This window comes from Methylobacterium sp. 88A, from assembly GCF_000376345.1.
GTDB classification, from domain to species: Bacteria; Pseudomonadota; Alphaproteobacteria; order Rhizobiales; family Beijerinckiaceae; genus Methylobacterium; species Methylobacterium bullatum.
In genome coordinates, this window is sequence record NZ_AQVT01000001.1 from 467,131 (window position 1) to 490,000 (window position 22,870).

Genomic DNA, 22,870 nt, shown 5'->3' on the forward strand with positions numbered 1-22,870 from the left:
CGGTTGCGCCGCTGGCCCGCACATGCGGCACCCCTTAGAGTGGTTGGCGATTTTGATTAAGGGTGCTTGCGTTAGATCGGCGGCGCGCCTCACGTCTCGGCCACTCCGTGGCCGGGCTTCGAGGCCGCAGTGCAAATGGCGCGGACGGAGGATGTGGCGGTGAGTGAGGACGGTTCGGGCGAGCCCCGGCGCGAGACCAAAGCCGCCTGGGCCTTCGTCCTTCCCGACGAGGGCGCCACGGAGGATCTCGGCCGCTTTCTCGCGGAGTTCCTGCTGCCGGGCGACATCGTCGCCCTGTCCGGCGGACTCGGCGGCGGTAAGACCACCCTTGCGCGGGCGCTGATCCGCGAACTCACGGGCGAACCTGAGCTCGAAGTCCCGAGCCCGACCTTCACCCTGATCCAGCCCTACGAAGGCAAGAACGGCCGGCAGATCGTCCATGCCGACCTGTACCGCCTGCGCGGGCCGGACGAGCTGGTGGAACTCGGCTTCGACGAGATGACCGAGACCGCGATCACGCTGGTGGAATGGCCCGAGCGCCTCGGCTCGCGCGACGGGCCGATCCTGTCCGTGGACCTGTCGTTGCGGCCGGAATTCGGTGAGGGCTCGCGCTTTGCCCGCATCGACGGCCAGGGCGGCATGCGCGCCCGCATGCAGCGCGCCCGCGCCCTCCGCGCGCTCCTCGACCGCAGCGGTTGGGACGAGGCGGAGCGCATCCTCATGCAGGGCGATGCGTCCTCGCGCGCCTACGAGCGTCTGGTGAAACCGGACGGGACCAGGGCCGTGTTGATGATCTCTCCGGCGCGGCCGGACGGGCCGCCGGTGCGCAACGGCAAGCCCTACAGCGCCATCGTCAAGCTGGCCGAGAGCGTCCACGCCTTCGTCGGCGTCGACCGTGGTCTTCGCGCCCTCGGCTTCTCGGCACCCCGCATCTACGGCGAGGATCTCGACGAGGGCCTGCTCATCATCGAGGATCTCGGCTCGGAACCGGTGGTGGATGCCAATGGCCCGCGCCCCGAGCGCTATGCCGAGGCGGTGCGCCTCCTGGCCAAGCTCCATGCCACCGAACTCCCCGGGGTTCTCCCCGTCGCCGATGGGGTCGACCACGTCCTGCCGCCCTACGATCTCGAAGCGCTGCTGTTCGAGACCGAGCTCCTGCCGGACTGGTACTGCCCGTCGGTGCTCGGGACCTCCCTGCCCGCACCCGCCCGCTCCGAATTCGTGGCGCTCTGGGCTGAGGTGCTGCGCGGTGTCGAGCCGGAACGTCCGACCTGGACCCTGCGCGATTATCATTCGCCGAACCTGATCTGGATGCCCGACCGCGAAGGGCTGGAACGCATCGGCGTCATCGATTTCCAGGACGCGGTGCTCGGCCACCCCGCCTACGATCTCGCCTCCCTGCTGCAGGATGCCCGGGTCGACGCCACGGCCGAATTCGAACTGCGCCTGCTCGGCCTCTACGTGCGTGAACGGCGCAGTCGCGAGCCGGATTTCGACATGCAGGGCTTCGCGCGGGCCTATGCGGTGATGGCCGCCCAGCGCGCCACCAAGATCCTCGGTATCTTCGCCCGGCTCGACAAGCGGGACGGCAAGCCGGCCTATCTCGCGCATCTGCCCCGGATCGAGGGCTATCTCGCCCGCAACCTCGCCCATCCGGCGCTCACCCGCATTCGCCTGTGGCACGAAGAGCATCTGCCCCATCTCGTGGCCAAGGAGCCGGCGGAGGAGGGCGAGGCCTGAGCCCGCGGAAGGCGGGCGCCGGCGACCGAGGCCAGCGAGAAAGCCAGGGCAAGCGCGTCGAGCGATTGCCCTGCGGGGCCGCGCTTTCGGGCTTGACCCGAGGAGCGAGTTCCCCACGATGCCGCCGCACCCGATGCCATAGCCCTCGCCCCCGAGACGCCGACGGAATGTCCGACAGCCCCGTATCCGCCATCCAACGCGCCTTCGTCCTCGCGGCGGGCCTCGGCAAACGCATGCGGCCGATCACGGCGACCGTGCCCAAACCCCTTGTGGAAGTGGCTGGCCGCGCCCTGCTCGACCATGCCCTCGACAGGGCGGCGGAAGCCGGGATCGGGGAGGCGGTGGTCAACGTCCACTACCTCGCCGACCTGCTCGAAGGTCATCTGGCCCGTCGCAGCACGGCGCCGGCGATCCGGATCTCCGACGAGCGCGACGCCCTCCTCGAGACCGGAGGCGGCGTGAAGAAGGCCCTGCCGCTTCTGGGCACGGACCCCTTCGTCGTCCTCAACTCGGATTCGTTCTGGCTCGAAGGGCCTCAGCCCAATCTCGGCCGGCTCATCGACACCTGGGAGCCGGAGCGGATGGACATTCTGCTCCTCGTCGCACCCACGGCGACGAGCCTCGGCTACGAGGGCAAGGGGGATTTCGTGATGAATGCCGGTGGCGCCCTCCAGCGTCGCGGCGAGCGTGAGGTGGCGCCCTTCATCTATGCCGGTGTCGCCATCCTCAAGCCCGAACTCTTCGCCGGCACGCCGGAGGGATCGTTCTCTCTCAACCTGCTGTTCGACCGCGCCATCGAGCGGGAACGCCTGTTCGGCCTGCGCCTCGACGGCCAATGGCTTCATGTCGGCACCCCGGAGGCGATCGAGGCCGCCGAGGCGCGGGTGAAGGCGAGCGCGCAGGTGCAGTGAACGTCAGGATCGGAACGACGACATGACGGAGTCCCGCGTCTTCACGATCCCCCCCGGCGCCTCGTTCCTGCCGACCCTCGCCGACGCGCTGATCACCGGCCGCCTCGTCGGGGACGTCGCCGGTGATCCCTTCGCCCTGGCCAGCGTCACCCTCTATCTCCCGACGCGGCGCGCGACGCGGGCCCTGTCCGCGATCCTGGCCGAGCGGCTCGGCAGCGCGCTCCTGCCGCGCCTGATCCCGCTGGGCGAGGCGGACGAGGCCGAGCTCGACGTCGCCGCCAATCCGCTCATCGAGAACGGCTCCGACCAGCTCGCCCCGGCGATGCCGCCCCTGGAGCGTCGGTTGATCCTCGCCCGCCTCGTCCAGGCCTGGGCCGAGACCGTCGACCGCAAGCTCCTCCCCATGGGCGACGACGTGCCCTTCCTCGTTCCCTCCTCGCCGGCGGACGCCGTCTATCTCGCCTCCGATCTCGAGAAGCTGATGGACGCCCTCACCGTGGAGGGCGTGGCCTGGACCGAGATCGCCAGCGCGGTGGAGGCCGAGTACTCGCATTATTTCGGCCTCACCCTCGATTTCGTGCGCATCGCCGCCGAGAACTGGCCCAAGATCCTCCACGACCGCGCCTTGAGCGATCCGGTGGCGCGCTCGCGCACGCTCATCCTCGCGGAGGCGACGCGGCTGATGCGTGACAAGCCCGGCGACCCGGTCATCATCGCCGGTTCCACCGGGTCGGTGCCCGCGACCGCAAAGCTGATCGCGGCCGTCGCCACCCTGCCGAGGGGGGCGGTGGTGCTGCCGGGCCTCGATACCGATCTCGACGAGGCCGGTTGGGACGCCATCGAGACGGGGGAGGGGGCGGATCGCGAGATCGCCCATGGCCATCCCCAGGCCATCCTGCATCGCCTTCTCGGCTCCGGCTGCCTCGCCCTCGGTCGCGAAGCGATCACGGCCCTTGGGGAGCCGACGCCTCGGGACCGGGCACGGTCGGCGCTGCTGTCGCAGGCTCTGCGCCCGGCCGAGACCACCGATGCCTGGTCGGAGCTGTCGCCCGAGGCGCGCCGCGACACTGCCGATACCGGAATGGCGGGCATCGCGGTGATCGAAGCCGCCGACGAGCGGGAGGAGGCCCTGGCCGCCGCCATCGCCCTGCGCGAGACCCTCGAGACGCCCGGCGCCACCGCCGCCCTCGTCACCCCCGACCGGAACCTCGCCAGACGGGTGGCGGCCGAACTCGCGCGCTGGGGGATCGTCGCCGAGGATTCTGCCGGGGAGGCGCTCTCCGTCAGTCCGGCCGGGCGTCTGGCGCGCATGGCGGCCGAGATGGCGGCGGACCTGCAGCCGCATCGGGTGATCGCCCTCCTCGCCCATCCGCTGGTCCGCCTCGGCATGACGCGCGACGAGGTCCGGCGCGGTGCGGCGGCCCTCGAGATCGGTGCCCTGCGCGGGCCGGCGCCGGCTCCCGGATTCGACGGATTGCGCCGGGTGCTCGCCGACCGGCGGACGGCTGCGGGACGCATCCCCCGCGCGCAGCGCCGCCTCGCCGACATCGACTGGGATCTGGCGGCCCGGATCGTCGACCGGCTGGAACAGGCTTTCGACGGTTTCCTCCGGCCGGAGGAGGGCGGCAGGGTCGATCTCGTCGCCCTGGGGCGCAGCCATGCCGCGGTCTTCGAGCGGCTGATCGCGCCCGCCGAGGGGGACGAACCCGCGGAGGACAATTCGATCTGTGTCCTCGACACCCTGTTCGACGACCTGTCCACGTCGGAACCGGGCCTGTTGCCGGGAATGCCCCTCGATTACCCAGCCTTCTTCACGGCGCTCGCCCGCGAGCGGGTGGTGACCTGCGGCGGGATACGCCCCCATCCCCGCCTGCGGATCCTCGGCCTCCTCGAAGCCCGGTTGCTCGATGCCGACCGCATCGTGCTCGGCGGCCTCGACGAGGGCGTGTGGCCGATGAAGACGGTGACCGACGCCTTCCTCAACCGCCCCATGCGCGAACGCATCGGCCTCAATCCCCCCGAGCGGCGGATCGGGCAGACCGCCCATGATTTCGTCCAGGCGCTCGGCTGCCACGATGCCGTCATCACCCGCTCGGCCAAGCGCGAAGGCGCACCGACGGTGCCCTCACGCTTTCTCCAGCGGCTCCAGGCCTTTGCCGGCGAGGCCTGCTGGGAGCGCGCCCGCGAGAGGGGGCGGCGCTTCCTCGGCTACGTCGCCGCCCTCGACAAAGGCGCCGGCCCGGTGCCGGCGCGCCTGACCCAGCCGAAGCCGAAGCCCGACCCGGCCCTTTTTCCCCGGACCTTGAGCGTCACCGAGGTCGAGACCCTGGTGCGCGATCCCTACGTCATCTTCGCCCGCCACGTGCTCGGGCTCGATCCGCTGGAGCCCGTCGCCGGGCGGCCCGGTGCCAGCGAGCGGGGGACGCTGATCCACGCGATCCTCGGCGACTTCGCCGAGGCCCATCCCGAGATATTGCCCGAGGACGCCGCCGAACGCCTGAACGCCCTGGCGCAGGCGGAATTCGCCGATATCGCCGACACCTTTCCCGAACTCTATGCCGAGTGGTGGCCGCGCTACGGCCGGATCGCCGCCGAATACCTGGACTGGGAGGCCGAGCGTCGTCCCGCCCTCACGCTGGTGCGGCCGGAGATGTCGGGCCGGTGGGCCCTGCCCATGGGCAAGGAGGTCTTCACCCTGCGCGGGCGGGCCGATCGGATCGAGCAGCGCCGCGACGGGACCGCCTGCATCGTCGATTTCAAGACCGGCCAGCCGCCCAGCAACAAGGAGGTCTTCGCCGGCTTCTCGCCCCAGCTCACCCTGGAGGCGGCGATGCTGAAGGCGGGCGCCTTCGAGGGCGTTCCGCGCAGCGAGGAAACGCCGGACCTGCTCTACGTCCACGCCACCGGCGGGCGGAACCCGTTCACCCCCCTCCCGGTCAAGCCGCCGCGCGGCGACCCGCGGACCCTGGACGCCATCGTCGAGGAGCACGAGCGACGCTTCCGCGGCCTCGTCGCCCGCTTCATGGCCGGCGACGCGGCCTACGTCTCCCGTCCCTACCCGAAATTCGCCAAGTCCTACGGCGACTACGACCACCTCGCCCGCGTGCTGGAATGGTCGCTGGCGGGGGAGGGCGAGGGGTGAAGGTTGTTTGGAACGGGCGGGCGCCCGTTCCGCGAGCCGTCTCACGACAAAGCCCATGAACCGGTCCGGCTGCGCGATCCGGTTCGGTCCATGGGCCGGCAATTGCCTGATGTCCTGCTCGATGCAGGCGCCGTTTCTAGAACAGGAAGTTGCCCTCGGTCAGTGATTGGTACGCGACGTCGAGCAGGATGATCTTGTCCGAAGGGGCGGAGTCACCCTCGAACGTGATCACGATGCCGGTTCCGCCCCGGTATGACCTAAAGGTCATGTCATCCATGCTGGCGGCGAGGCTGCTGACGTCCAGCGTGTCCTCGAGCCCGTCGAACTTGCGGATGACGTCGCGACCGTCGCCGTCGGTGAACACGAACGTGTCCGCGCCCGCGCCGGCGAAGAGGGAGTCCCCGCCCTTACCGCCCATCATAACGTCGTTGCCCTTCCCGCCCTGGATGCGGTCAGCGCCCGATGTGCCGACGATCAAGACACCGATGACCGACGTGTCACTCTCGGCAACGCTCTGCGAAAAAATCTTCGTGCCCGTCTCGACGCTCGACATGTCGAGCACCGCGCCGTCGCGCACATAGACCTTTTCGATGTTCTGGAACGTGGTGGTGCTCAGTTCGACGGGGCTGCCGGCATTGACGAACAGAAGGTCCGTGTCCGCCCCTCCATCCACCTTCGATGGCGAGGCGCTGATGACGAGCCGGTCGTCGCCACGCCGACCGAACAATTCGTCAGGACCGCCATTGCCGTTCAGCGTGTTAGCGTCGTCGGTTCCACTGAGGACATCTTCGGACGTACTGCCGATCAGATTCTCGAACGAACTATAAGTATCGCCCTCCGCATCGCCGCCGAAGCCGACGTCAAACAGGAGATCGACCGTTACACCCGCGCTGGATTGCTGATAGCTCAACGTGTCGTTGCCGGCGCCTCCGAACATGGAGTCGCTGCTGGCGCCCCCTTCGATGACATTGTCCCCGGTATCTCCGACGAGAATGTCGCTCCAGGCGCTGCCGAGCAAATTTTCGAACAACTGAATGTTATCTCCCGAAGCATCGCCATTGGAAGCGGTGTTCGTCGAGAGATCGATCGTTACGGCGTCGAAGGAATGTTGATAGCTCAGCGTGTCGCGGCCATCCCCCCCAGACAGGACGTCGCCAAAGCCACCGCCTTCGATGACGTTGTTCTTGGTGTCTCCAATTATAGTATCGGTGTAATCGCTACCACGGATATTCGAGATATTGGAAAAAGTTTCAGAAAGGATTCTATTTGAGTGATCCGTGCCGATGTTGCTGGCCATGTTTACGATGACACCGTAAAAATTACCCTCGCTGTCGGCTTCGTACTCCTGGAAATGCTCATAACTCAGGGTATTCTTCCCGGTGCCTCCATCGATGTTGTTCGAGCCGAGGCCGCCCTCCAGCGTATCGTTGCCGCCGCCACCGTTCAGGACGTCATCGCCCGCCCCCGTGAGAATCACATCCCCATAATCGCCCCCGGTGATCCTCGCCGTATAGGCGAAGTCGCTGGTGTCGCCGAAAATGCCGATTCGGGGCGTGGTATATCCAACTTCACCAAAGACGGTGTCCAATCCCGGCCCAGAGAAGGCATAGACTAGAGAATTACCGAAGCCTTCATATCCGGCGATGGCCGTGCCGGGGCCGAAATCGATTGCACGGACGCCGGCGGCCATCTGGGAGCTGAATATGAAGTCCGAGTTGTCCGATTTATAATCACCCTCATAGGTAAATCTAAAAAACGCCACGTCCAGCCCCTCTGCAACGAATCATATTGCGATTAAACAAGCCTAGACTGGCAGCAATAGTTTAAAAAATATTTAAAATACTCGTCTATACGACTACATCGTAAGTTAAACATCCTTTTTATAAATATATATATTAAAAAACTTGATTTACTAAGAAAAAAATCAGAATAGATAGTTTTTTGTCGAGTAAAATTATATAGATGACAGTCAAGTCCATGAAACCGTGATCCGCTTAATTGGACATGACACGTCTCTTGCGATTCGGCGGCGGGGGGAAGGCAAGCCTTCGACATCGCCGCACCAATCCACTGCCTGATCGAGGCCATGGCAAATGGCGCGCTACAACGGACGCCCAGCGCCGAGCGGATGCCGCCGGTACTCTCAACGCCCTTCCGTTTACTGCCGGATGCCGGGCATGTTGCCCGACGAACCCGATGAACTCCGTGGATCGCGGAGAGTGCGCCTCACCCGGGCATCCGTTCCGTCCCATGGTTCGGGCAGAGATTCGCCTCCACGGTGATGTGCGAGAGCCCGTCCAGATCGGCCAGCTTCGCCTTGTACGTCGCCGGTTCCTGCGGGTGGTCGGAGACGAGGGAGACGATCAGGCCGGTATGGCCGGGGCCGAGGCGCCAGAGGTGGAGATCGGTGATCGTGTCGCCGTTCGTTTCCAGCCGCGTCCGCACGGAGTGAGCGAGCCCCCGATCCGGCACCGCATCGAGCAGCGTCGCGCCGGCGGAGCGGATCAGGGACCAGGACCAGGCGACGATGACCGCCGCGCCCACCAGTCCCATGGCCGGATCGAGCCAGGCGATGCCGAGATAGCGACCCGCCAGCAGGGCCGCGATGGCCAGCACCGATGTCAGCGCATCGGCCAGGACGTGGACATAGGCCGCCCGCAAGTTGGTGTCCCCATGGTCGCCATGGCCGTGCCCCTCCTGATGGCCGTGCCCCTCGTGATGGGCGTGGTCGTGCCCGTCGCCGTGGAGCAGCCAAGCGCTGGCGAGGTTCACGAGGAGGCCGAGGATCGCGATCGGCAGGGCTTCGCCGAAGGCGATGGCCTGGGGGCTGTTGAGGCGCAGCACGCTTTCATAGCCGATGGCGAGCGCGATCATGGCGAGGATGATGGCGCTGGCGAAGGCCGCGAGATCGCCGAGCTTGGCGGTGCCGAAGGCGAAGCGCGGGTCGTCGGCATGCAGGCGGGCGAAGCGATAGGCCAGGGCCGCGATGCCGAGGGCGGCCGCATGGGTGGACATGTGCCATCCGTCGGCGGTGAGGGCCATCGACCCGAAAACCGTCCCGCCGACGATCTCGGCGACCATCATCGCCAGGGTCAGCCCGACGACGAGGACGGTTCGGCGCTCGTTGCGCTCATGCGCGTGTCCGAGGAAATCGTGGCGGTGCTGCCAGGTCTCGATGCTGTGGCTGTGCATGAAGGGGGTGTCCTGAAAGAATCGTCCAGCCGAACATAGGGTGCTTTGGCGGGGCGATCATCCTTCTCTATGGGGAGAGGGAGCCAAGCCCGGAGCAGACAGGTTGCCCTTCGTCGTCGACGATCTCACCAAGGCGAGCCAGCGCCGCGCCGCCGATCCCCTGGCCTCGGCCTGGGTCTCCGCCAATGCGGGGGCGGGAAAGACGAAGGTCCTCACCGACCGGGTGGTGCGCCTGCTGCTGAACGGGGCGCCGCCCGCCCGCATCCTCTGCCTTACCTTCACCAAGGCGGCCGCCGCCAACATGTCGATCCGGGTGTTCCGGACCTTGGGCCGCTGGGTCACACTGGACGATGCCGCGCTCACCGCCGAACTCACCGAACTGACCGGCGAGTCTCCGGCACGCCGGACCCTGAAGGCGGCACGGCGCCTGTTCGCCCGTGCCGTGGAGACACCGGGCGGCCTCAAGATCGAGACCCTGCACGCCCTCTGCGAGCGGCTCCTGCACATGTTCCCGTTCGAGGCCAACGTGCCCGCCCGCTTCCAGGTGCTCGACGAGAACCAGGCCGCCGACCTGTTCGCGGCCGAGACCGACCGGGTTCTCGCCCTGGCGATGACCGGCCGGAACCCCGATCTGCGCTCCGCCTGGGACCGGGTCGGCCCGGAGGCCACGGGCGATACGCTCCGCGCGATCCTGCGCGCGGCCATGCGGGCGCAAGCGACGTTCGACGGGACGGACGGTCTCTCCGGACCCCTCGCCGCCCTGTCGCGCTCCCTCGGCCTCTCGGCCGGCGAGACGGCCGATACGGTCCTCGACCGCATCCTCACCGGGGGGCTCGACGATTGGAGCGGCCTCGCCCAGCGCCTGCGCACCGGAAAATCCACAGACGAGGGGCTCGCCGACAGGCTGGTCGCGGCGGAGGCGACCCGTGAGGCTGCCGCCCGGCTCGACCTCTACCGGTCGGTGTTCTTCACCGAGAAGGGCACCCCGAAGGCGGACAGGAGTCTCGGCACGAAAGACATCCCGGCGGAGGTTAAGGAGGCGCTCCTCGCCGAACGCGACCGGCTCGATCCCCTGTTCGACACCTTGCGGGCGGCCAAGGCCCTGGAGCGGACGCAGGCCATGTTCGTCCTCGTCGCCGAGATCCACCGGCGGGTCGAGCGTCAGAAGGCGCGCCTCGGCGCCCTCGATTTCGACGACCTGATCCACAAGGCCCTCGATCTGCTCTCGCGGGTGGACGCCGCCTGGGTCCTGTACAAGCTCGACCGCGGCATCGATCACGTCCTCGTGGACGAGGCGCAGGACACCAACCCGCGCCAATGGGACATCCTGCGCCGGATCACGGCCGATTTCGCCAGCGGCGAGGGCGCTCGCGAGGGGCTGCGCACGCGCTTCGCCGTGGGTGACCCGAAGCAGTCGATCTACAGTTTCCAGGGGGCCGAGCCGCGCGAGTTCGCGACCGTGCATCGCGAATGGCGCGCGGCCTCGAAGCAGGCGGGCCTCGCCTTCGAGGACGTGACGCTGAACGTGTCGTTCCGCTCGACGAAGGGCATCCTGCGCGCGGTGGACGCCACCTTCGCCGTCCCCGAGCATTACCAGGGCTTGTCCTTCGACGACGCGGCCGTGGGCACGACGCACGAGACGGCCCGGCGGGACGCGCCGGGCGTGGTCGAGATCTGGCCCATCGAGGTTCCGGCGCAGGAGGAGGAGCCCGACGCCTGGGCGGCCCCGGTGGACGCACCGGAGGCCAACGCGCCCTCCATCGTCACGGCGCGGCGCGTGGCGCGGGCGGTGAAGGCCTGGACCACCACCGGTGACGAAGGCGGGCGCGTGTGGCGTCCCGGCGACGTGCTCATCCTGGTGCGCAAGCGCTCCGCCGCCTTCGAGGAGGTGATCCGTGCCTTGAAGGTCTGCGGCGTCCCCGTGGCGGGCCAGGACCGCCTGGACATCACTGCCCATATCGCGGTGAACGACCTCGTCTCCATCGGCCGCGCCGGCCTGCTGCCCGCCGACGATCTCACCCTGGCCGGCGCCCTGAAGACGCCTCTCGTCGGGCTCGGCGACGACGACCTCGTCCGCATCGCCGCCCGGCGCGACGAGAGCGAGACCCTGGAGGACGCCCTGGCCCGCCATGCCGCGGCCGGCGACCCGGCGGCGATACGGGGGCATGAGGCCCTCACCCTGTGGTCCGACCTGGCGGCCCGGCATGGGCCTTTCGGGTTCTATGCGAGCCTGCTCGGGCCGCATGAGGGGCGGATGCGGCTGGTCTCCCGCCTCGGTGGCGAGGCGGGGGATGCCATCGACGTGTTCCTGATGAAGGCCGCCGAGGCCGAGCAGGCCTCCGAGGCTCCCTCGCTGGACGGCTTCCTCACCCGCTACGACATCGCTCCGGGACGGGGCGCCAATGGTCTGACCGTCAAGCGCGATCTCGAATCCGGCCGCGACGAGGTCCGGGTGATGACGATTCACGGCGCCAAGGGGCTGGAAGCCCCCGTCGTCGTCATGATCGACGGCTGCGAACCCCTCGGGCGCAACGATCCGCATCTGCTCGCCATGCCGGGGGGGCGTGACGAGGCGATGCCGCCGGTCTGGGCCGGATCGAAGTCCCAGGATACGCAGGCCGTCGCCGACGCCCGCGAGGCGCATCAGGCCCGCGCCCGCGAGGAACACAACCGTCTCCTCTATGTGGCGCTCACCCGTGCCGCCGATCGCCTCACCCTGGCGCCGTATCGCGGTCACGAGGAGCAGGGCGAGACCGCCTGGTGCGAGATGGTCCGGAAGGGGCTGGAACAGGCGTTCGGGCCGGGCGAATCCCTCGAGGCCGCCTACGGTCCGGTGCTGCTATGGCGGGACGGGCTTGTACGACCCGCTGTGGCCGCTTCCTCGCCCCCTTCGGAAGCAGCATCGTCGATCCCCGGATGGTTGAGGACATCGGCGGGGTCGGAGGTCGAGGCGGCGCCGCCGGTCAGCCCCTCCGGAGCGCTCGGCGCCGCGGATGGTCAGCGCACGGTGCCGAGGCGGCAGGCCAACCCGCAAGCCCGCCGTCGCGGCATCCTGATCCACTCACTCATCGAACATCTTCCGCGCCTCGATCCCCATCAGCGAGCGAGCGCGGCCTCCGCCTTCGTGAAGGCGCGGGCGCCGTCGCTTCCGGCGGCGGACCAGGACCGGCTGGTTTCGGATGTTCTGAACCTCGTGAACGATCCCGCCCTCGCCGTGCTCTTCGACGGCGACGCGAGGGCCGAGGTCACGATCTCGGGGCATGTCGGCGTCGGGGGCGTGTCGCGACCGGTCTTCGGACGGGTCGATCGCCTGAGTATCCGCCCCGAACGGATCGTCGTGGCGGATTTCAAGACGAGCCGGCCGCCATCCGACCGTGCTCCCATTCCCGAAGACGAGGCGGCGCAGATCGCCCTCTACGTGGCGCTCCTGCGGGACATCTATCCGGGGCGTCCCGTCGAAGCGTTGCTGGTCTGGACGTCCGGTCCGGTCATCCGCCATCTTGGCGAGGCCGACATCGCGTCGGCGCTCGCCTCACTCTCCTCCCGCCCGGCTCACACCGCGATTACGGCGTGAGCTTGAGGATCTGTCCGTCCGGACCGTCCGTCACCGCATAGACCGCGCCATCGCCGGCGACCCTCACGTCGCGGATACGGTGATCGAGGGGGATGCGCTCCTCGGTGACCACCTTGTCGCCGTCGAGCTTCAACGCGACGATGCCGCCGCTCACGAGTCCACCGACGAGGAAGGCGTCCTTCCAGGCGGGGAACAGGGTGCCCGTGTAGAGCGCCATGCCGGACGGGCCGATCACCGGATCCCAATAATAGACCGGCTGGACCGTGCCGCCCGCCTGGGTCTTTCCCTCGCCGATCTTCTCGCCGCTATATTCGATGCCGTAGGTCACTTCCGGCCAGCCGTAGTTCAATCCGGGCCGGGGGCGATTGAGCTCGTCGCCGCCGCGCGGGCCGTGCTCGACGGTCCAGAGGCGCCCCTGGCTATCGAGGGCGGCGGACTGGATGTTGCGGTGCCCGTAGGACCAGATTTCGGGTTTGGCCTTCTCGCCGCCCGTGAACGGGTTGTCCTTCGGCGCATTGCCGTCGGTGTCGATGCGGAAGACCTTGCCGAGGCCGCTGGTGAGGTCCTGGGCCTGGACGCGCGGTCCCTTGTCCGAGCGCTCGCCGACTGTGACGAACAGCTTGCCGTCCGGCGCGAAGACGAGGCGTGAGCCGAAATGCTTGTCGCCCTCATAGGACGGCGTCTGGCGGAAGATGACCTTCACCTCGTCGAGACGACCGCCGTCCTTCTCCTCGATGAGCTTGGCGCGGGCGACCGTCGTGCCGTTCCCCTTGTCGCGCGGCTCGGAGTAGCTGACATAAATCAGACGGTCGGAGACGAAGCTCGGGCTCAGCGCCACGTCGAGCAGACCGCCCTGGCCCCGCGCATCCACTTTCGGCACGCCGGCGATGGGCTGGCCGACCGTGCCGTCCTTTGCGACGATGCGCAGCTTCCCGGCCTTCTCCGTGACCAGCATGCGGCCATCCGGCAGGAACTCCATGGCCCAGGGACTGTCGAGGCCCTTGGCGACCACGGTGCTCTGGACCTTGGTGGCCTCGAGGGGCTTCGGTGCACGGGTCTGGTTGGGCAGCAGGGGTTTGTAGCCCGTATTCGCGGGCGCCGTTTCGGCGGGCTCCCCGCCCGTGGCCTCGTTCTGGGGCGCCGCGAAGGACTCGCCCCCGATCCGCGGTTGAGGCGTTCCGGATTTGCCATCCTGGGCGAACGCACCGGTGCCGAGGCTCAGGGCGGCGAAGGAGGCAAGCAAGGTCGGAGAGATGCGCGTCACGTGGTGATGTCCTCCATGGCCGGCGTTGAGGGCACCGGCTCTCGGCCTGTTTCGGGGCTCGATCGCCGGATGGCGGCCGAGCCCGTTTGGCACCGGCTCGTCATGGGCATGCGTGCTGGGACGCTCGCCGCGAGGATTACCGGTCACGCTGGGAGATGGGGCGAAGCGACGGCTTTGGCGAGGGGCAAGGAGAATCATGCGGGGGACAGGCGGCCGGGGCGGTCCCGCGCAAGCGCGGTGGATGAAGAGCGGTGGATGATGCATGCGAGAATCGAACGGCTGTCCCGCCCTTGGCATCTTACGCCTTGACCGTCCCGGTTCACGTCGCCAACTCTCGCTCTCAAGCCGGCGCAGGCCTCGTCTCGCCGACCGTGCAATGGGAAAGGGATCGCAATGGCGACGGTAAAAGTGACCGACGCGAGCTTCGAGCAGGACGTTCTCAAGTCAGCCGAGCCCGTGGTCGTGGATTTCTGGGCGGAATGGTGCGGCCCCTGCCGTCAGATCGGCCCGGCCCTCGAAGAGATCTCGGCCGACATGCAGGGTCGCGTGAAGATCGCCAAGGTCAACGTGGACGAGAATCCCGGTATCGCCGCCAAATACGGCATCCGCTCGATTCCCACCCTCCTGATCTTCAAGGGCGGTGAACTCGCCAGCCAGAAGGTCGGCGCGGCGCCGAAGGGCGATCTCTCCCGCTGGATCCAGGCCAGCGCCTGAACGCTGGCGATCGACCATCGTGAAAAAGCCCGGCCTCGGAAGGCCGGGCTTTTTTTATGTCCGGTGGTGCGCACCGGCCGGTGCGGACCATGGTTCGGAAACGAAAAAACCCGGCCATGAGGCCGGGCTTCTCCGTTTCGAGACCTGTGTCGACGTTGCGACGTATCGGCTTAGTACGAGCCGAACTTGTAGTTCAGACCGGCGCGGACGACGGCGAACTCGCTCTCACGAGCGGTGACCGAGCGGCTGAGGACGAGCGAACCGTTCGGGTTCAGCACCGAGCGCTCCGAGGGGTTACCCTTGTTCTCGAGGTTCACGTACAGACCTTCGACCTTCAGCGTCACGGCCGACGAGCGGAAGAAGTTCAGGAACGAGTCGACGGGCATGGCGTACTCGATACCACCACCAGCGGTGTAGCCGGTGCGGAAGTCGTCGCGGCCGGTGCCGCCGTCGCCGTAGGCGAAGCCGCCGGTGCCGTAGAACAGGACGCGGTCGAAGGCGTAACCGACGCGGCCACGAACCGTGCCGAAGAAGTTCATCTCATTGCCCGGGATGCGGACAGAGGTGGGGCTGGTGAAAGCGCCGGCGGCGGGGCTGATGGTGCCCGTCACGGAGCGGCTCTTGTTGCCGAAGTCGGTGTACTGGGCGTCAGCTTCGAGACCGACGACGAGGCCCGAACCCGGGGTGAACTGGTAGTTGTAGCCGACCTGGCCACCGCCAACGAAGCCTTCGAGCTCGTTACCGCCGGTGGTCGAGACGACCACGGGGGTGCGGGTGAAGGAGTTCAGCACCGAACCACCCGGCAGGGCGTAACGGTTGCTGTCGCTGCCGGCGTCGAAGCCGTAACCGGCGTTGATACCGAAGTAGGCGCCCGTCCAAGTGAACACCGGCACCGGCACGAAGACCGGCGGCGCAGCGCGACGCGGAAGGTCGGCGGCGGTTGCCGCTGCAGTGAGGGCCGTGAAGGCCGCGAAAGAGGTGAGAAGCTTTTTCATCGTTGATCCCCAGCGAGTTGCCCGATCCACAATCAAACTAGTCGATTTCGGGCAGCCGAGATGTAGCGCAGGAGCCACACCCGATATCCGATGCCACAAGTGTGGCCGGTTCGGTGAAAAGCGGGGATTGTCGCGATGTGTCGCCCGCTGATCCTAAGCAAGGACGCTGTGTTCGTCACGTCCGGCCGCTGCCGGAGACCCTCGTCCGGCATGGTTGTCCAAGACAAACGATGCGGTAACCCTGTTCGACGAGGGCAAGGACTCGTCCGGCAGAATCACTTGCCTTCCGCCAGGAGACCGCCTCCCACCCGACGCGATCAGGTCGGAGGCGTACCGTTGGCGGTGAGGACGTTGCCCGCGAGATAGAGCGAACCACAGATCAGGATACGTGGCGGCCGCTCGAAGGCGATGTCGGCGAGGCTCTCCAGGGCGGCCTCGACGCTGGAGGCCACATAGGCGGTGAGCCCCACATCGGCGGCGATCTGGGCGACCTCCTCGGCCGGCCGCGCCGCCATCTGGCCTCCGATCGGGACCGCGATCAGGTGGCGCGCCAGCCCCACGAAGTTGCGCAGGAAGCCTTCCGCGTCCTTGGTGCCGAGAAGGCCCACCACCAGGATCAGCGGCACGTCGCTGCGCTCGCCGAGATCCGCCATCGCCGTCGCGAGAATACGACCGCCATCGATGTTGTGGCCGCCATCGAGCCAGAGCTCCGCATCGTTCGGTGCCATGTCGGACAGGCGGCCGCGGGTGAGCCGCTGGAGGCGGCCCGGCCATTCGACCTTGTTGAGGCCGGTCTCGATGGCCTCCACTCCGATATCGCCGAAACCGGCCGCGCGCAGGGCCGCGATGGCGGTGGCGGCGTTGGTGAACTGATGCCGTCCGTTGAGGCGGGGCTGGGGCAGGTCGAACAGGTCGAGCTCGTCCTGGTAGACGATGCGGCCGCGCTCGGCATGGACCGAGAAATCCTGGTTCCCGACCCGGATCGGCGTGGCTCCGATCTCCTCGGCGATGCGGCAGAGCACCGAATCCGCCTCTTTGTAATCCTGGGCGGCGATGATCGCCGGGCAACCGCGCTTGAAGATGCCCGCCTTCTCGGTCGCCACCGCTTCGACGGTGTCGCCGAGATACTCCGCATGGTCGCGCCCGATCGGCGTGACAACGGCGGCCGCGGGATTGTCGATCACGTTGGTGGCGTCGACCCGGCCGCCGAGCCCGACTTCGAGCAGGAGCACGTCGGCCGGGGTCTCCGAGAACAGGAGGAAGGCCGCGGCGGTGGTGATCTCGAACACCGTGATCGGCTCGCCCGCATTGGATGCCTCGCAGCGGGCGAGGGCGTCGGCGAGCTGGTCTTCGGGCACATAGCTGCCGCCCCCCACCGCACCGATGCGGATGCGCTCGTGGAAGCGCACGAGATGGGGCGAGGTGTAGACATGCGCAGCGAGGCCGCCGGCTTCGAGAATCGCCCGCATGAAGGCGATGGTCGAGCCCTTGCCGTTGGTGCCGGCCACATGAATGACCGGAGGCAGCTTGCGTTCCGGGTGCCCGAGCCGTTCGAGCAGGCGCTGGATCCGGCCCAGCGACAGGTCGATCGTGCGAGGGTGAAGGGCCAGGAATCGGGCCATCAGCGCGTCGGAGGAATCCATGGATCGGCTCGCCGTATAGCGTGTGGGCTCAGGCCGGCTCGGCAACGGCGCCCGCGCCGGCCGGTGCCGCCGCAGGCTGGTTCATCAGCAGGCCGCAGAGTCGTGAGATCGTGTCCTTCAGGGCATGCCGGTGCACGACCTGATCGACCATGCCGTGTTCCTGCAGATACTCGGCGCGCTGGAACCCGTCGGGCAGTTTCTCGCGGATCGTCTGTTCGATGACGCGCGGCCCGGCAAAGCAGATCAGGGCGCCCGGCTCGGCGAGATGGACATCCCCGAGCATGGCGTAGGAAGCGGTGACGCCGCCCGTTGTCGGGTTGGTGAGCACCACGATGTAGGGGAGCTTCGCCGCTTTCAGCCGGCGCACGGCCACCGTCGTGCGCGGCATCTGCATGAGCGACAGGATACCCTCCTGCATGCGCGCGCCGCCGGAGGCCGAGAACAGAATGTAGGGCGTGCGCTTGTCCAGCGCCGTCTCGGCGCCGCGCACGAAGGCCTCTCCCGCCGCCATGCCGAGGGAGCCGGCCATGAAGGCGAAATCCTGCACCGCCAGGGTCATCGGCAGGCCCGAGACCCGGCCGAAGCCGATCTTGAAGGCGTCGGGCATCCCGGTCTTGGCACGGGCGTCCTTCAGGCGGTCGGCATAGCGCTTCTCGTCACGGAACTTGAGCGGGTCGGCGGCCACCTCCGGCAGGGGCACGTCGATCCAGGTGCCCTCGTCGAACATCATCTTCAGGCGCGCCTGCGCACTCATCTTCAGATGATGCTCGGACCCCGGGATGACCCAGTGGTTTCCCTCCACCTCCTTGTGGAACACCATCTGCCCGCTATCCGGGCATTTGACCCACAGATTCTCGGGCGTCTCGCGCTTGAACAGGGTCTTGATCCTGGGGCGCACGACCTCCGAGATCCAGTTCATGGGTTCAACCATCGTCGACTGACCGTTCTTGAGGGAAGGGGTCTCGGATGAGCCGGGGATCGGCTCGCGGACGGATCGTTCCGGTGTGGTTCTCTCAGGCGGTCCGGCCGCGCACGCCCTCGGCCAGTTCGCGCACCAGTTCGCTCACCGTCTCGACGGCGTCCCGGCCGTCCACCACCGCCCGGTGGATCACGTCCACGAGGGCGGAGCCGACGACCACGCCGTCCGCGCCCTTGGCGATCGCGGCGGCCTGGACGCCCGTCCGGACGCCGAAGCCGACCACCACGGGCAGGTCCGTATGGCTGCGGATACGGCCCACCGCCTCGGCCACCCGACCGAAATCGGGTGTCGCCGTGCCGGTGATGCCGTTGATCGACACATAATAGACGAAGCCGGCCGTGTTCGCGAGGACGGCGGGGAGGCGGCGCTCGTCGGTGGTGGGCGTCGCCAGCCGAATGAAGGCCAGTCCCTTGGCGAGCGCCGGCAGGCAGAGTTCGTCGTCCTCCTCCGGCGGCAGGTCGACGACGATGAGCCCGTCGATCCCCGCCGCGACGGCGTCGTCGAGAAACCGGTCGACGCCGTAGGCATGGATCGGGTTGTAATATCCCATCAGGATCACCGGGGTTCCGGAATTGTCCTCCCGGAAACGGCGGACGAGGTCGAGGGTCTTGACCAGATCCTGGCCGCCTGCGAGCGCGCGCAACGCCGCCGCCTGGATTGCCGGCCCGTCCGCCATCGGGTCGGTGAAGGGAAGGCCGAACTCGACGATGTCGGCGCCGGCCTGCGGCAGCGCCCGGAGGACCTTCAGGGAGGTCTCGGCATCGGGGTCGCCGGCCATGACGTAGGTCACGAGGGCGGCGCGCTTCTCCGCGCGGCAGCGGGCGAAGGTGGCCTCGATGCGTGTCTTCGTGGAACCGGCGGTGTCCGGCTGCGAAGAGGTCTCTGACGAAGAAAAGGTCATGGTGCCTGCGTCTCGCGGCCTGGCCTCGGGGGAGGGACGGCCCAGGTACAAGCCGTCGCGCCTACACCATCGCGGCCTGCCCGTGAAGCGCGGCGCGCCAAGCTGTCCGGCATCGGCTATGAGCGTGACGGCACCGATGCGGGGCGAGGGATGTCGTCCGTCGCGGCAAGGAAGCCTTAAGCTCCTTTCGAAAGCCGTCCTTCAATCTCACATGCGAATGACAGGAATGGAGTGGGAGCGGGAACCTCGGCGTCATCGCCAGTCTGCGCGGCGGTTCGCCCTGCGGCGATCCGCTCGGGCCGCCCCACGGAGAGGTCGATGATCACCCTGGAGGTCGCTCTCGCCATCACCCTGTTCGCGGTCCTGGCCACGGCGAGCCTGGTCGCCCGAGGCCTGCGACGGCCGGCAGGCGACGCGTCCGAGGTCGAACGTCTCCAGGACAGCATCTGGCGGATGTCCGAGAGCGAGGAGCGCTACCGCGCCCTCGTTGAGGCGACCACCGACGTCATCGTCCAGCGGGACACGCAAGGGCGCATCACCTTCGCCAACGATGGATTCGGGCGTCTCTTCGGGGTCGAACCGCTGACGCTGCTCGGCTCGACGGTGGACCTCGAAATCCTGGACCAGGGACCTCGGCAACAGCAATCCGACGGCGTCAGCCGCGTGGAGATGCAGGTGCGCCCCGTCGACGGCATTCCGCGCTGGTTCTCCTTCATCGAGACGCGCGTCACCGGTCCCGGAGGGCGCACGCAATGGCTGCGGGCGGGCTCGGACATCACCGAACGGATCGAATCCGCCCGCTCCCTCGACGAGGCACTCCACCGCGCCGAAGCGGCCAACGTCGCCAAGTCGCGCTTTCTCGCCACCGTCAGCCACGAGTTCCGCACGCCGTTGAACGGCATTCTCGGCATGGCCGACCTCGTCCTCGAGACCGGCCTCGATGCCGAGCAGCGGACCTACGTGGAGGCGGTGCACACGTCGGGCCGGGCCTTGCTGACCCTCATCGACGGCATCCTCGATTTCTCGCGGATCGAGGCGGGACGCCTCGACCTGTCGGCCGAACCCTTCGATCTCCGGGCGGTGGTGGAAGGCGTGGTCGAACTCCTGGCGCCCCGCGCCCAGGATAAGGGCATCGAGATCGCCATCGACGTCGCCGACGACGTGCCGTCCGAATTCATCGGCGATGCGGACCGTGTCCGGCAGATCGTGGTCAATCTCGCGGGCAACGCCATCAAGTTCACCAATCAGGGCGGGGTCGGCGTCACGGTGACATGGGTCGCGCAGGAGATCGTCCTGGCGGTCTCGGATACGGGGGCGGGTATCCCCGCGGCGCGCATCCCGATCCTGTTCGAGGAATTCGAGCAGGGCGACAACAGCGCCAGCACGCGCCATGAGGGAACCGGGCTCGGTCTCGCCATCAGCCGGCGCCTCGCCTCGCGGATGGGGGGACACATCGACGCGCGCTCGGTCGTCGGCCAGGGCAGCACCTTCACGGTCCATTTGCCCCTGTCGGTCGGCGCTGCGTCGGAGGATGCGCTGCCGCCCGTCTCGCTGCAGGGGCGGAAGATCCTGATCGTCGCCGATTCTCCCTATCAGGCGCCGTTCCTCGCCCGGCGCCTGTCCCGATCCGGCGCGTCGGCGGTGGTGGTGCCGACCGTCGAGGCCGGACTCGATACACTGTCGGGCGTGCCCTTCGATGCGGTGATCGCCGATCGCGCCCTCGGCGACGCGAGCGTGCGCAGCCTCGCGGCGGAAGCCAGGCGGCGCGGCGTGCGCTGCAGCCTCATTCTGCTGTCCCCCTTCGATCGGCGGGAATTCGGTGCGCCGGGGGCGGCGGGCTTCGACAGCTACCTGATCAAGCCGGTCCGGGCGCGCTCACTGTTCGACAGGCTGCTGGCGCCGAGCTCCTGGGTCGAAGCGACCGGCCCCGTGCCGAAACCGGTGCCCGACGACGGCGCGATCCCGGCGGACAAGGACGGCGCGCGCGCGGGGGAGGGCGTCCACGTGCTTCTCGCCGAGGACAACCCGATCAACGCCCTGCTGGCCACCAGGGCGCTGGAGCGTCTCGGCGCGACGGTGGTTCTGGCGCGGGACGGATCCGAGGCGCTGGCTCGGCTCGACCATCCCGCATCCCGGTTCGACCTCGCCCTCATCGACATCCGCATGCCGGGAATCGATGGGCTGGAAACGGCGCGGCGGCTGCGTGCCAGCGAGGCCGAGCACCATCGTGCGCGGCTCCGGCTGGTGGCGCTCACCGCCAATACCGGTCGCGAGGACGAATTGGCCGCGCGGGAGGCCGGGTTCGACGAATTCCTGGCAAAACCCCTCGACCTCAAGACTTTGCCCGCCCTCCTCGAACGCCGTGCCGTCACCGCGGCCTGAGAGGCAATTCGCGTTGACAGGGGGCGGCGAGCGAGCGAACACGGGCCATGCGCGCACCAACCTCGCCACCATCGGATGCCGCGGCACCCGTGCCGACATCGCAGAGCAGGGATGGTCTCGTGGCCTTGGCCGTGGCGGCCGTCGTGGTGGTCACCGTCCTGATCGGCACGTTCGCGCCCGCCTCGCACGGGCGTTCAGGACCGGTTTCTCCGGCGACCGATGCGTCCTGCGCAGAATGGAGCGACGGCTGCACGGTCTGCCGGCGCGACGGGGAGGGGATCGCCTGCTCCATGCCGGGCATCGCCTGCGTTCCCAAAGCAGAGCTGTGCCAGCGCCATTCCGGGGGATGACCGGGTCGTCCGTTCCGATCCGCCTTCGCTTCGCGCCGAGCCCCAACGGGCGCCTCCATCTCGGACACGCCTATTCCGCCCTGGTGAACGAGCTGTTCGCCGCGCGGCTCGGCGGCGACCTCATCCTGCGGATCGAGGATATCGATCCGGTGCGCTCGCGCCCGGACCTGATCGCCGCCATCGCCGACGATCTCGCCTGGCTCGGGATCGCGTTCGGCGGTTCCGTCCGGCGTCAGTCCGAGCATCTTTCCACTTATAGCCGTGCCGTCGACGCACTCCGCTCGCGTGGCCTCGTCTATCCCTGCTTCTGTAGCCGCGCCGCCGTGATCGCGGCTGCCGGGCCGGAGCCGCCCCGCGATCCGGACGGGGCGCCTCTCTATCCCGGCACGTGCCGCCTCCTTTCCCAGGACGAGCGGGCGTCACGCATCGCGGCCGGCCTGCCGCATAGCTGGCGGCTCGACATGAACCGCGCCCTCGCGCAGGCTCCGGGGCCGCACGGCTTTTCCCGCCTCGACGCCGGTTGCGTGGAGACGAGCCACGTCGCCGATCCCGCCCGCTGGGGCGATGCGCCGATCGCGCGGCGCGACGTGCCGACGAGCTACCACCTGTCCGTGGTGGTCGACGATGCCGTCCAGGGAATCAGCCACGTGGTTCGCGGAGCGGACCTCGCGGCCTCGACCGACCTGCATGTCCTGCTTCAGGCCCTGCTCGGTTTTGAGAGCCCGGCCTATCATCACCACGCCCTGATCCTCGGCCCCGACGGGACGAAGCTCGCCAAATCGCGCGGCTCGGAATCCCTCGGCGATCTGAGGGCGCGGGGCGTCACCCCGGCGGAGATCCGCCGCCGGCTCGGATTCGGGTGAGGGGAGGGGGCTCAGCGCGGGGCGTCGCGCTGGGCCATGGCGACGCCGGTTCGGGATTTCTGCAGCGTGGCCTCGATCTGCTCGCGCTGGCGCGTGAACTCGGTGAGCATCCGCCCGTCGAGTTCGCGTCCGCGCGGCACGCGGATCTTCATCGGGTCGACGAAATGGCCGTTGATGATGACCTCGTAATGCAGGTGCGCGCCGGTGGAGAGGCCGGTGG

16 protein-coding genes (1 of these 16 cut by a window edge) are annotated in these 22,870 nt (G+C 68.2%); 8 read left to right on the forward strand and 8 right to left on the reverse strand.

Features of this window, described 5'->3' with window-relative positions; translation table 11 throughout:
• The first annotated feature begins 135 nt into the window (after window positions 1–135).
• From tsaE to addB, 3 genes are all read left to right on the forward strand, one after another.
• On the forward strand, window positions 136–1,740 hold the full coding sequence (gene tsaE / locus A3OM_RS0102210; RefSeq protein WP_018042102.1) for a tRNA (adenosine(37)-N6)-threonylcarbamoyltransferase complex ATPase subunit type 1 TsaE: 1,605 nt from the start codon (window positions 136–138) through the stop codon (window positions 1,738–1,740).
• A 167-nt stretch (window positions 1,741–1,907) separates the two neighbouring features.
• Window positions 1,908–2,651: a nucleotidyltransferase family protein gene (locus A3OM_RS0102215; protein WP_018042103.1), complete on the forward strand. Its 744-nt coding sequence runs from the start codon at window positions 1,908–1,910 to the stop codon at window positions 2,649–2,651.
• Between the two features lie 22 nt (window positions 2,652–2,673).
• Window positions 2,674–5,793 (forward strand): double-strand break repair protein AddB, encoded by a 3,120-nt coding sequence (gene addB / locus A3OM_RS0102220; protein ID WP_018042104.1) that lies wholly within the window; start codon window positions 2,674–2,676, stop codon window positions 5,791–5,793.
• A gap of 136 nt (window positions 5,794–5,929) precedes the next feature.
• Here the strand turns inward: addB and A3OM_RS0102225 are convergent, their stop codons facing one another.
• Window positions 5,930–7,483 carry a calcium-binding protein gene (locus tag A3OM_RS0102225; RefSeq protein WP_018042105.1) on the reverse strand — a complete coding sequence of 518 codons (1,554 nt, stop codon included), beginning with the start codon at window positions 7,481–7,483 and terminating at the stop codon, window positions 5,930–5,932.
• A gap of 536 nt (window positions 7,484–8,019) precedes the next feature.
• Window positions 8,020–8,985, reverse strand: coding sequence for a CDF family Co(II)/Ni(II) efflux transporter DmeF (gene dmeF, locus A3OM_RS0102230; protein WP_018042106.1), 966 nt, complete (start codon window positions 8,983–8,985; stop codon window positions 8,020–8,022).
• Window positions 8,986–9,088: 103 nt separating this feature from the next.
• Between dmeF and addA the strand changes: the two genes are divergently transcribed.
• A complete protein-coding gene (gene addA / locus A3OM_RS0102235) occupies window positions 9,089–12,559 on the forward strand; it encodes a double-strand break repair helicase AddA (protein ID WP_018042107.1) in 3,471 nt (1,156 codons plus the stop codon).
• Here addA and A3OM_RS0102240 read toward each other — a convergent pair.
• The gene (locus tag A3OM_RS0102240) at window positions 12,549–13,823 is read right to left on the reverse strand and encodes a PQQ-dependent sugar dehydrogenase (protein WP_018042108.1); all 1,275 of its coding nucleotides are present in this window, start codon (window positions 13,821–13,823) and stop codon (window positions 12,549–12,551) included. The genes addA and A3OM_RS0102240 overlap by 11 nt on opposite strands.
• Before the next feature lie 393 nt (window positions 13,824–14,216).
• Between A3OM_RS0102240 and trxA the strand changes: the two genes are divergently transcribed.
• The gene (trxA, locus tag A3OM_RS0102250) at window positions 14,217–14,537 is read left to right on the forward strand and encodes a thioredoxin (protein ID WP_018042110.1); all 321 of its coding nucleotides are present in this window, start codon (window positions 14,217–14,219) and stop codon (window positions 14,535–14,537) included.
• A 170-nt stretch (window positions 14,538–14,707) separates the two neighbouring features.
• On the opposite strand, the gene A3OM_RS0102255 is transcribed toward trxA, so the two are convergent.
• The 4 genes from A3OM_RS0102255 to trpA all read right to left on the reverse strand — a co-directional run bounded on the left by A3OM_RS0102255 (window position 14,708) and on the right by trpA (window position 19,055).
• Window positions 14,708–15,532, reverse strand: coding sequence for a hypothetical protein (locus tag A3OM_RS0102255; RefSeq protein WP_018042111.1), 825 nt, complete (start codon window positions 15,530–15,532; stop codon window positions 14,708–14,710).
• Window positions 15,533–15,849: 317 nt separating this feature from the next.
• Window positions 15,850–17,175, reverse strand: coding sequence for a folylpolyglutamate synthase/dihydrofolate synthase family protein (locus A3OM_RS0102260; RefSeq protein WP_018042112.1), 1,326 nt, complete (start codon window positions 17,173–17,175; stop codon window positions 15,850–15,852).
• A 28-nt stretch (window positions 17,176–17,203) separates the two neighbouring features.
• Window positions 17,204–18,106, reverse strand: a complete 903-nt coding sequence (gene accD, locus A3OM_RS0102265) for an acetyl-CoA carboxylase, carboxyltransferase subunit beta (RefSeq protein WP_026175637.1) — start codon at window positions 18,104–18,106, stop codon at window positions 17,204–17,206.
• A gap of 82 nt (window positions 18,107–18,188) precedes the next feature.
• A complete protein-coding gene (gene trpA, locus A3OM_RS0102270; protein WP_018042114.1) occupies window positions 18,189–19,055 on the reverse strand; it encodes a tryptophan synthase subunit alpha in 867 nt (288 codons plus the stop codon).
• Window positions 19,056–19,373: 318 nt separating this feature from the next.
• On the opposite strand from trpA, the gene A3OM_RS0102275 reads away from it, so the two are divergent.
• The 3 genes from A3OM_RS0102275 to gluQRS all read left to right on the forward strand — a co-directional run bounded on the left by A3OM_RS0102275 (window position 19,374) and on the right by gluQRS (window position 22,650).
• Window positions 19,374–21,437, forward strand: a complete 2,064-nt coding sequence (locus A3OM_RS0102275; RefSeq protein ID WP_018042115.1) for an ATP-binding protein — start codon at window positions 19,374–19,376, stop codon at window positions 21,435–21,437.
• A gap of 89 nt (window positions 21,438–21,526) precedes the next feature.
• Window positions 21,527–21,787 (forward strand): hypothetical protein, encoded by a 261-nt coding sequence (locus A3OM_RS0102280; protein WP_026175639.1) that lies wholly within the window; start codon window positions 21,527–21,529, stop codon window positions 21,785–21,787.
• The gene (gluQRS, locus tag A3OM_RS0102285) at window positions 21,784–22,650 is read left to right on the forward strand and encodes a tRNA glutamyl-Q(34) synthetase GluQRS (protein ID WP_018042117.1); all 867 of its coding nucleotides are present in this window, start codon (window positions 21,784–21,786) and stop codon (window positions 22,648–22,650) included. Before A3OM_RS0102280 ends, gluQRS begins: the two co-directional genes overlap by 4 nt.
• An 11-nt stretch (window positions 22,651–22,661) precedes the next feature.
• Here the strand turns inward: gluQRS and A3OM_RS0102290 are convergent, their stop codons facing one another.
• A protein-coding gene (locus A3OM_RS0102290) for a M23 family metallopeptidase (RefSeq protein ID WP_051074359.1) crosses the window boundary here: on the reverse strand, window positions 22,662–22,870 show its final stretch. The gene runs 1,825 nt beyond the window's last position; 209 of the gene's 2,034 nt are visible here — the last part of the coding sequence; its start codon lies off the right edge, out of view; its stop codon occupies window positions 22,662–22,664.

Excerpts from the sequence above, each read along its gene's own strand:
- trpA (WP_018042114.1), bottom strand. The coding sequence starts at position 19,055 with ATGACCTTTTCTTCGTCAGAGACCTCTTCGCAGCCGGACACCGCCGGT.
- dmeF (WP_018042106.1), bottom strand. The coding sequence starts at position 8,985 with ATGCACAGCCACAGCATCGAGACCTGGCAGCACCGCCACGATTTCCTC.
- A3OM_RS0102225 (WP_018042105.1), bottom strand. The coding sequence starts at position 7,483 with ATGGCCGCCGGCGTCCGTGCAATCGATTTCGGCCCCGGCACGGCCATC.
- accD (WP_026175637.1), bottom strand. The coding sequence starts at position 18,106 with ATGGTTGAACCCATGAACTGGATCTCGGAGGTCGTGCGCCCCAGGATC.
- A3OM_RS0102215 (WP_018042103.1), top strand. The coding sequence starts at position 1,908 with ATGTCCGACAGCCCCGTATCCGCCATCCAACGCGCCTTCGTCCTCGCG.
- tsaE (WP_018042102.1), top strand. The coding sequence starts at position 136 with ATGGCGCGGACGGAGGATGTGGCGGTGAGTGAGGACGGTTCGGGCGAG.
- A3OM_RS0102260 (WP_018042112.1), bottom strand. The coding sequence starts at position 17,175 with ATGGATTCCTCCGACGCGCTGATGGCCCGATTCCTGGCCCTTCACCCT.
- A3OM_RS0102275 (WP_018042115.1), top strand. The coding sequence starts at position 19,374 with ATGATCACCCTGGAGGTCGCTCTCGCCATCACCCTGTTCGCGGTCCTG.
- addB (WP_018042104.1), top strand. The coding sequence starts at position 2,674 with ATGACGGAGTCCCGCGTCTTCACGATCCCCCCCGGCGCCTCGTTCCTG.
- A3OM_RS0102255 (WP_018042111.1), bottom strand. The coding sequence starts at position 15,532 with ATGAAAAAGCTTCTCACCTCTTTCGCGGCCTTCACGGCCCTCACTGCA.
- trxA (WP_018042110.1), top strand. The coding sequence starts at position 14,217 with ATGGCGACGGTAAAAGTGACCGACGCGAGCTTCGAGCAGGACGTTCTC.
- gluQRS (WP_018042117.1), top strand. The coding sequence starts at position 21,784 with ATGACCGGGTCGTCCGTTCCGATCCGCCTTCGCTTCGCGCCGAGCCCC.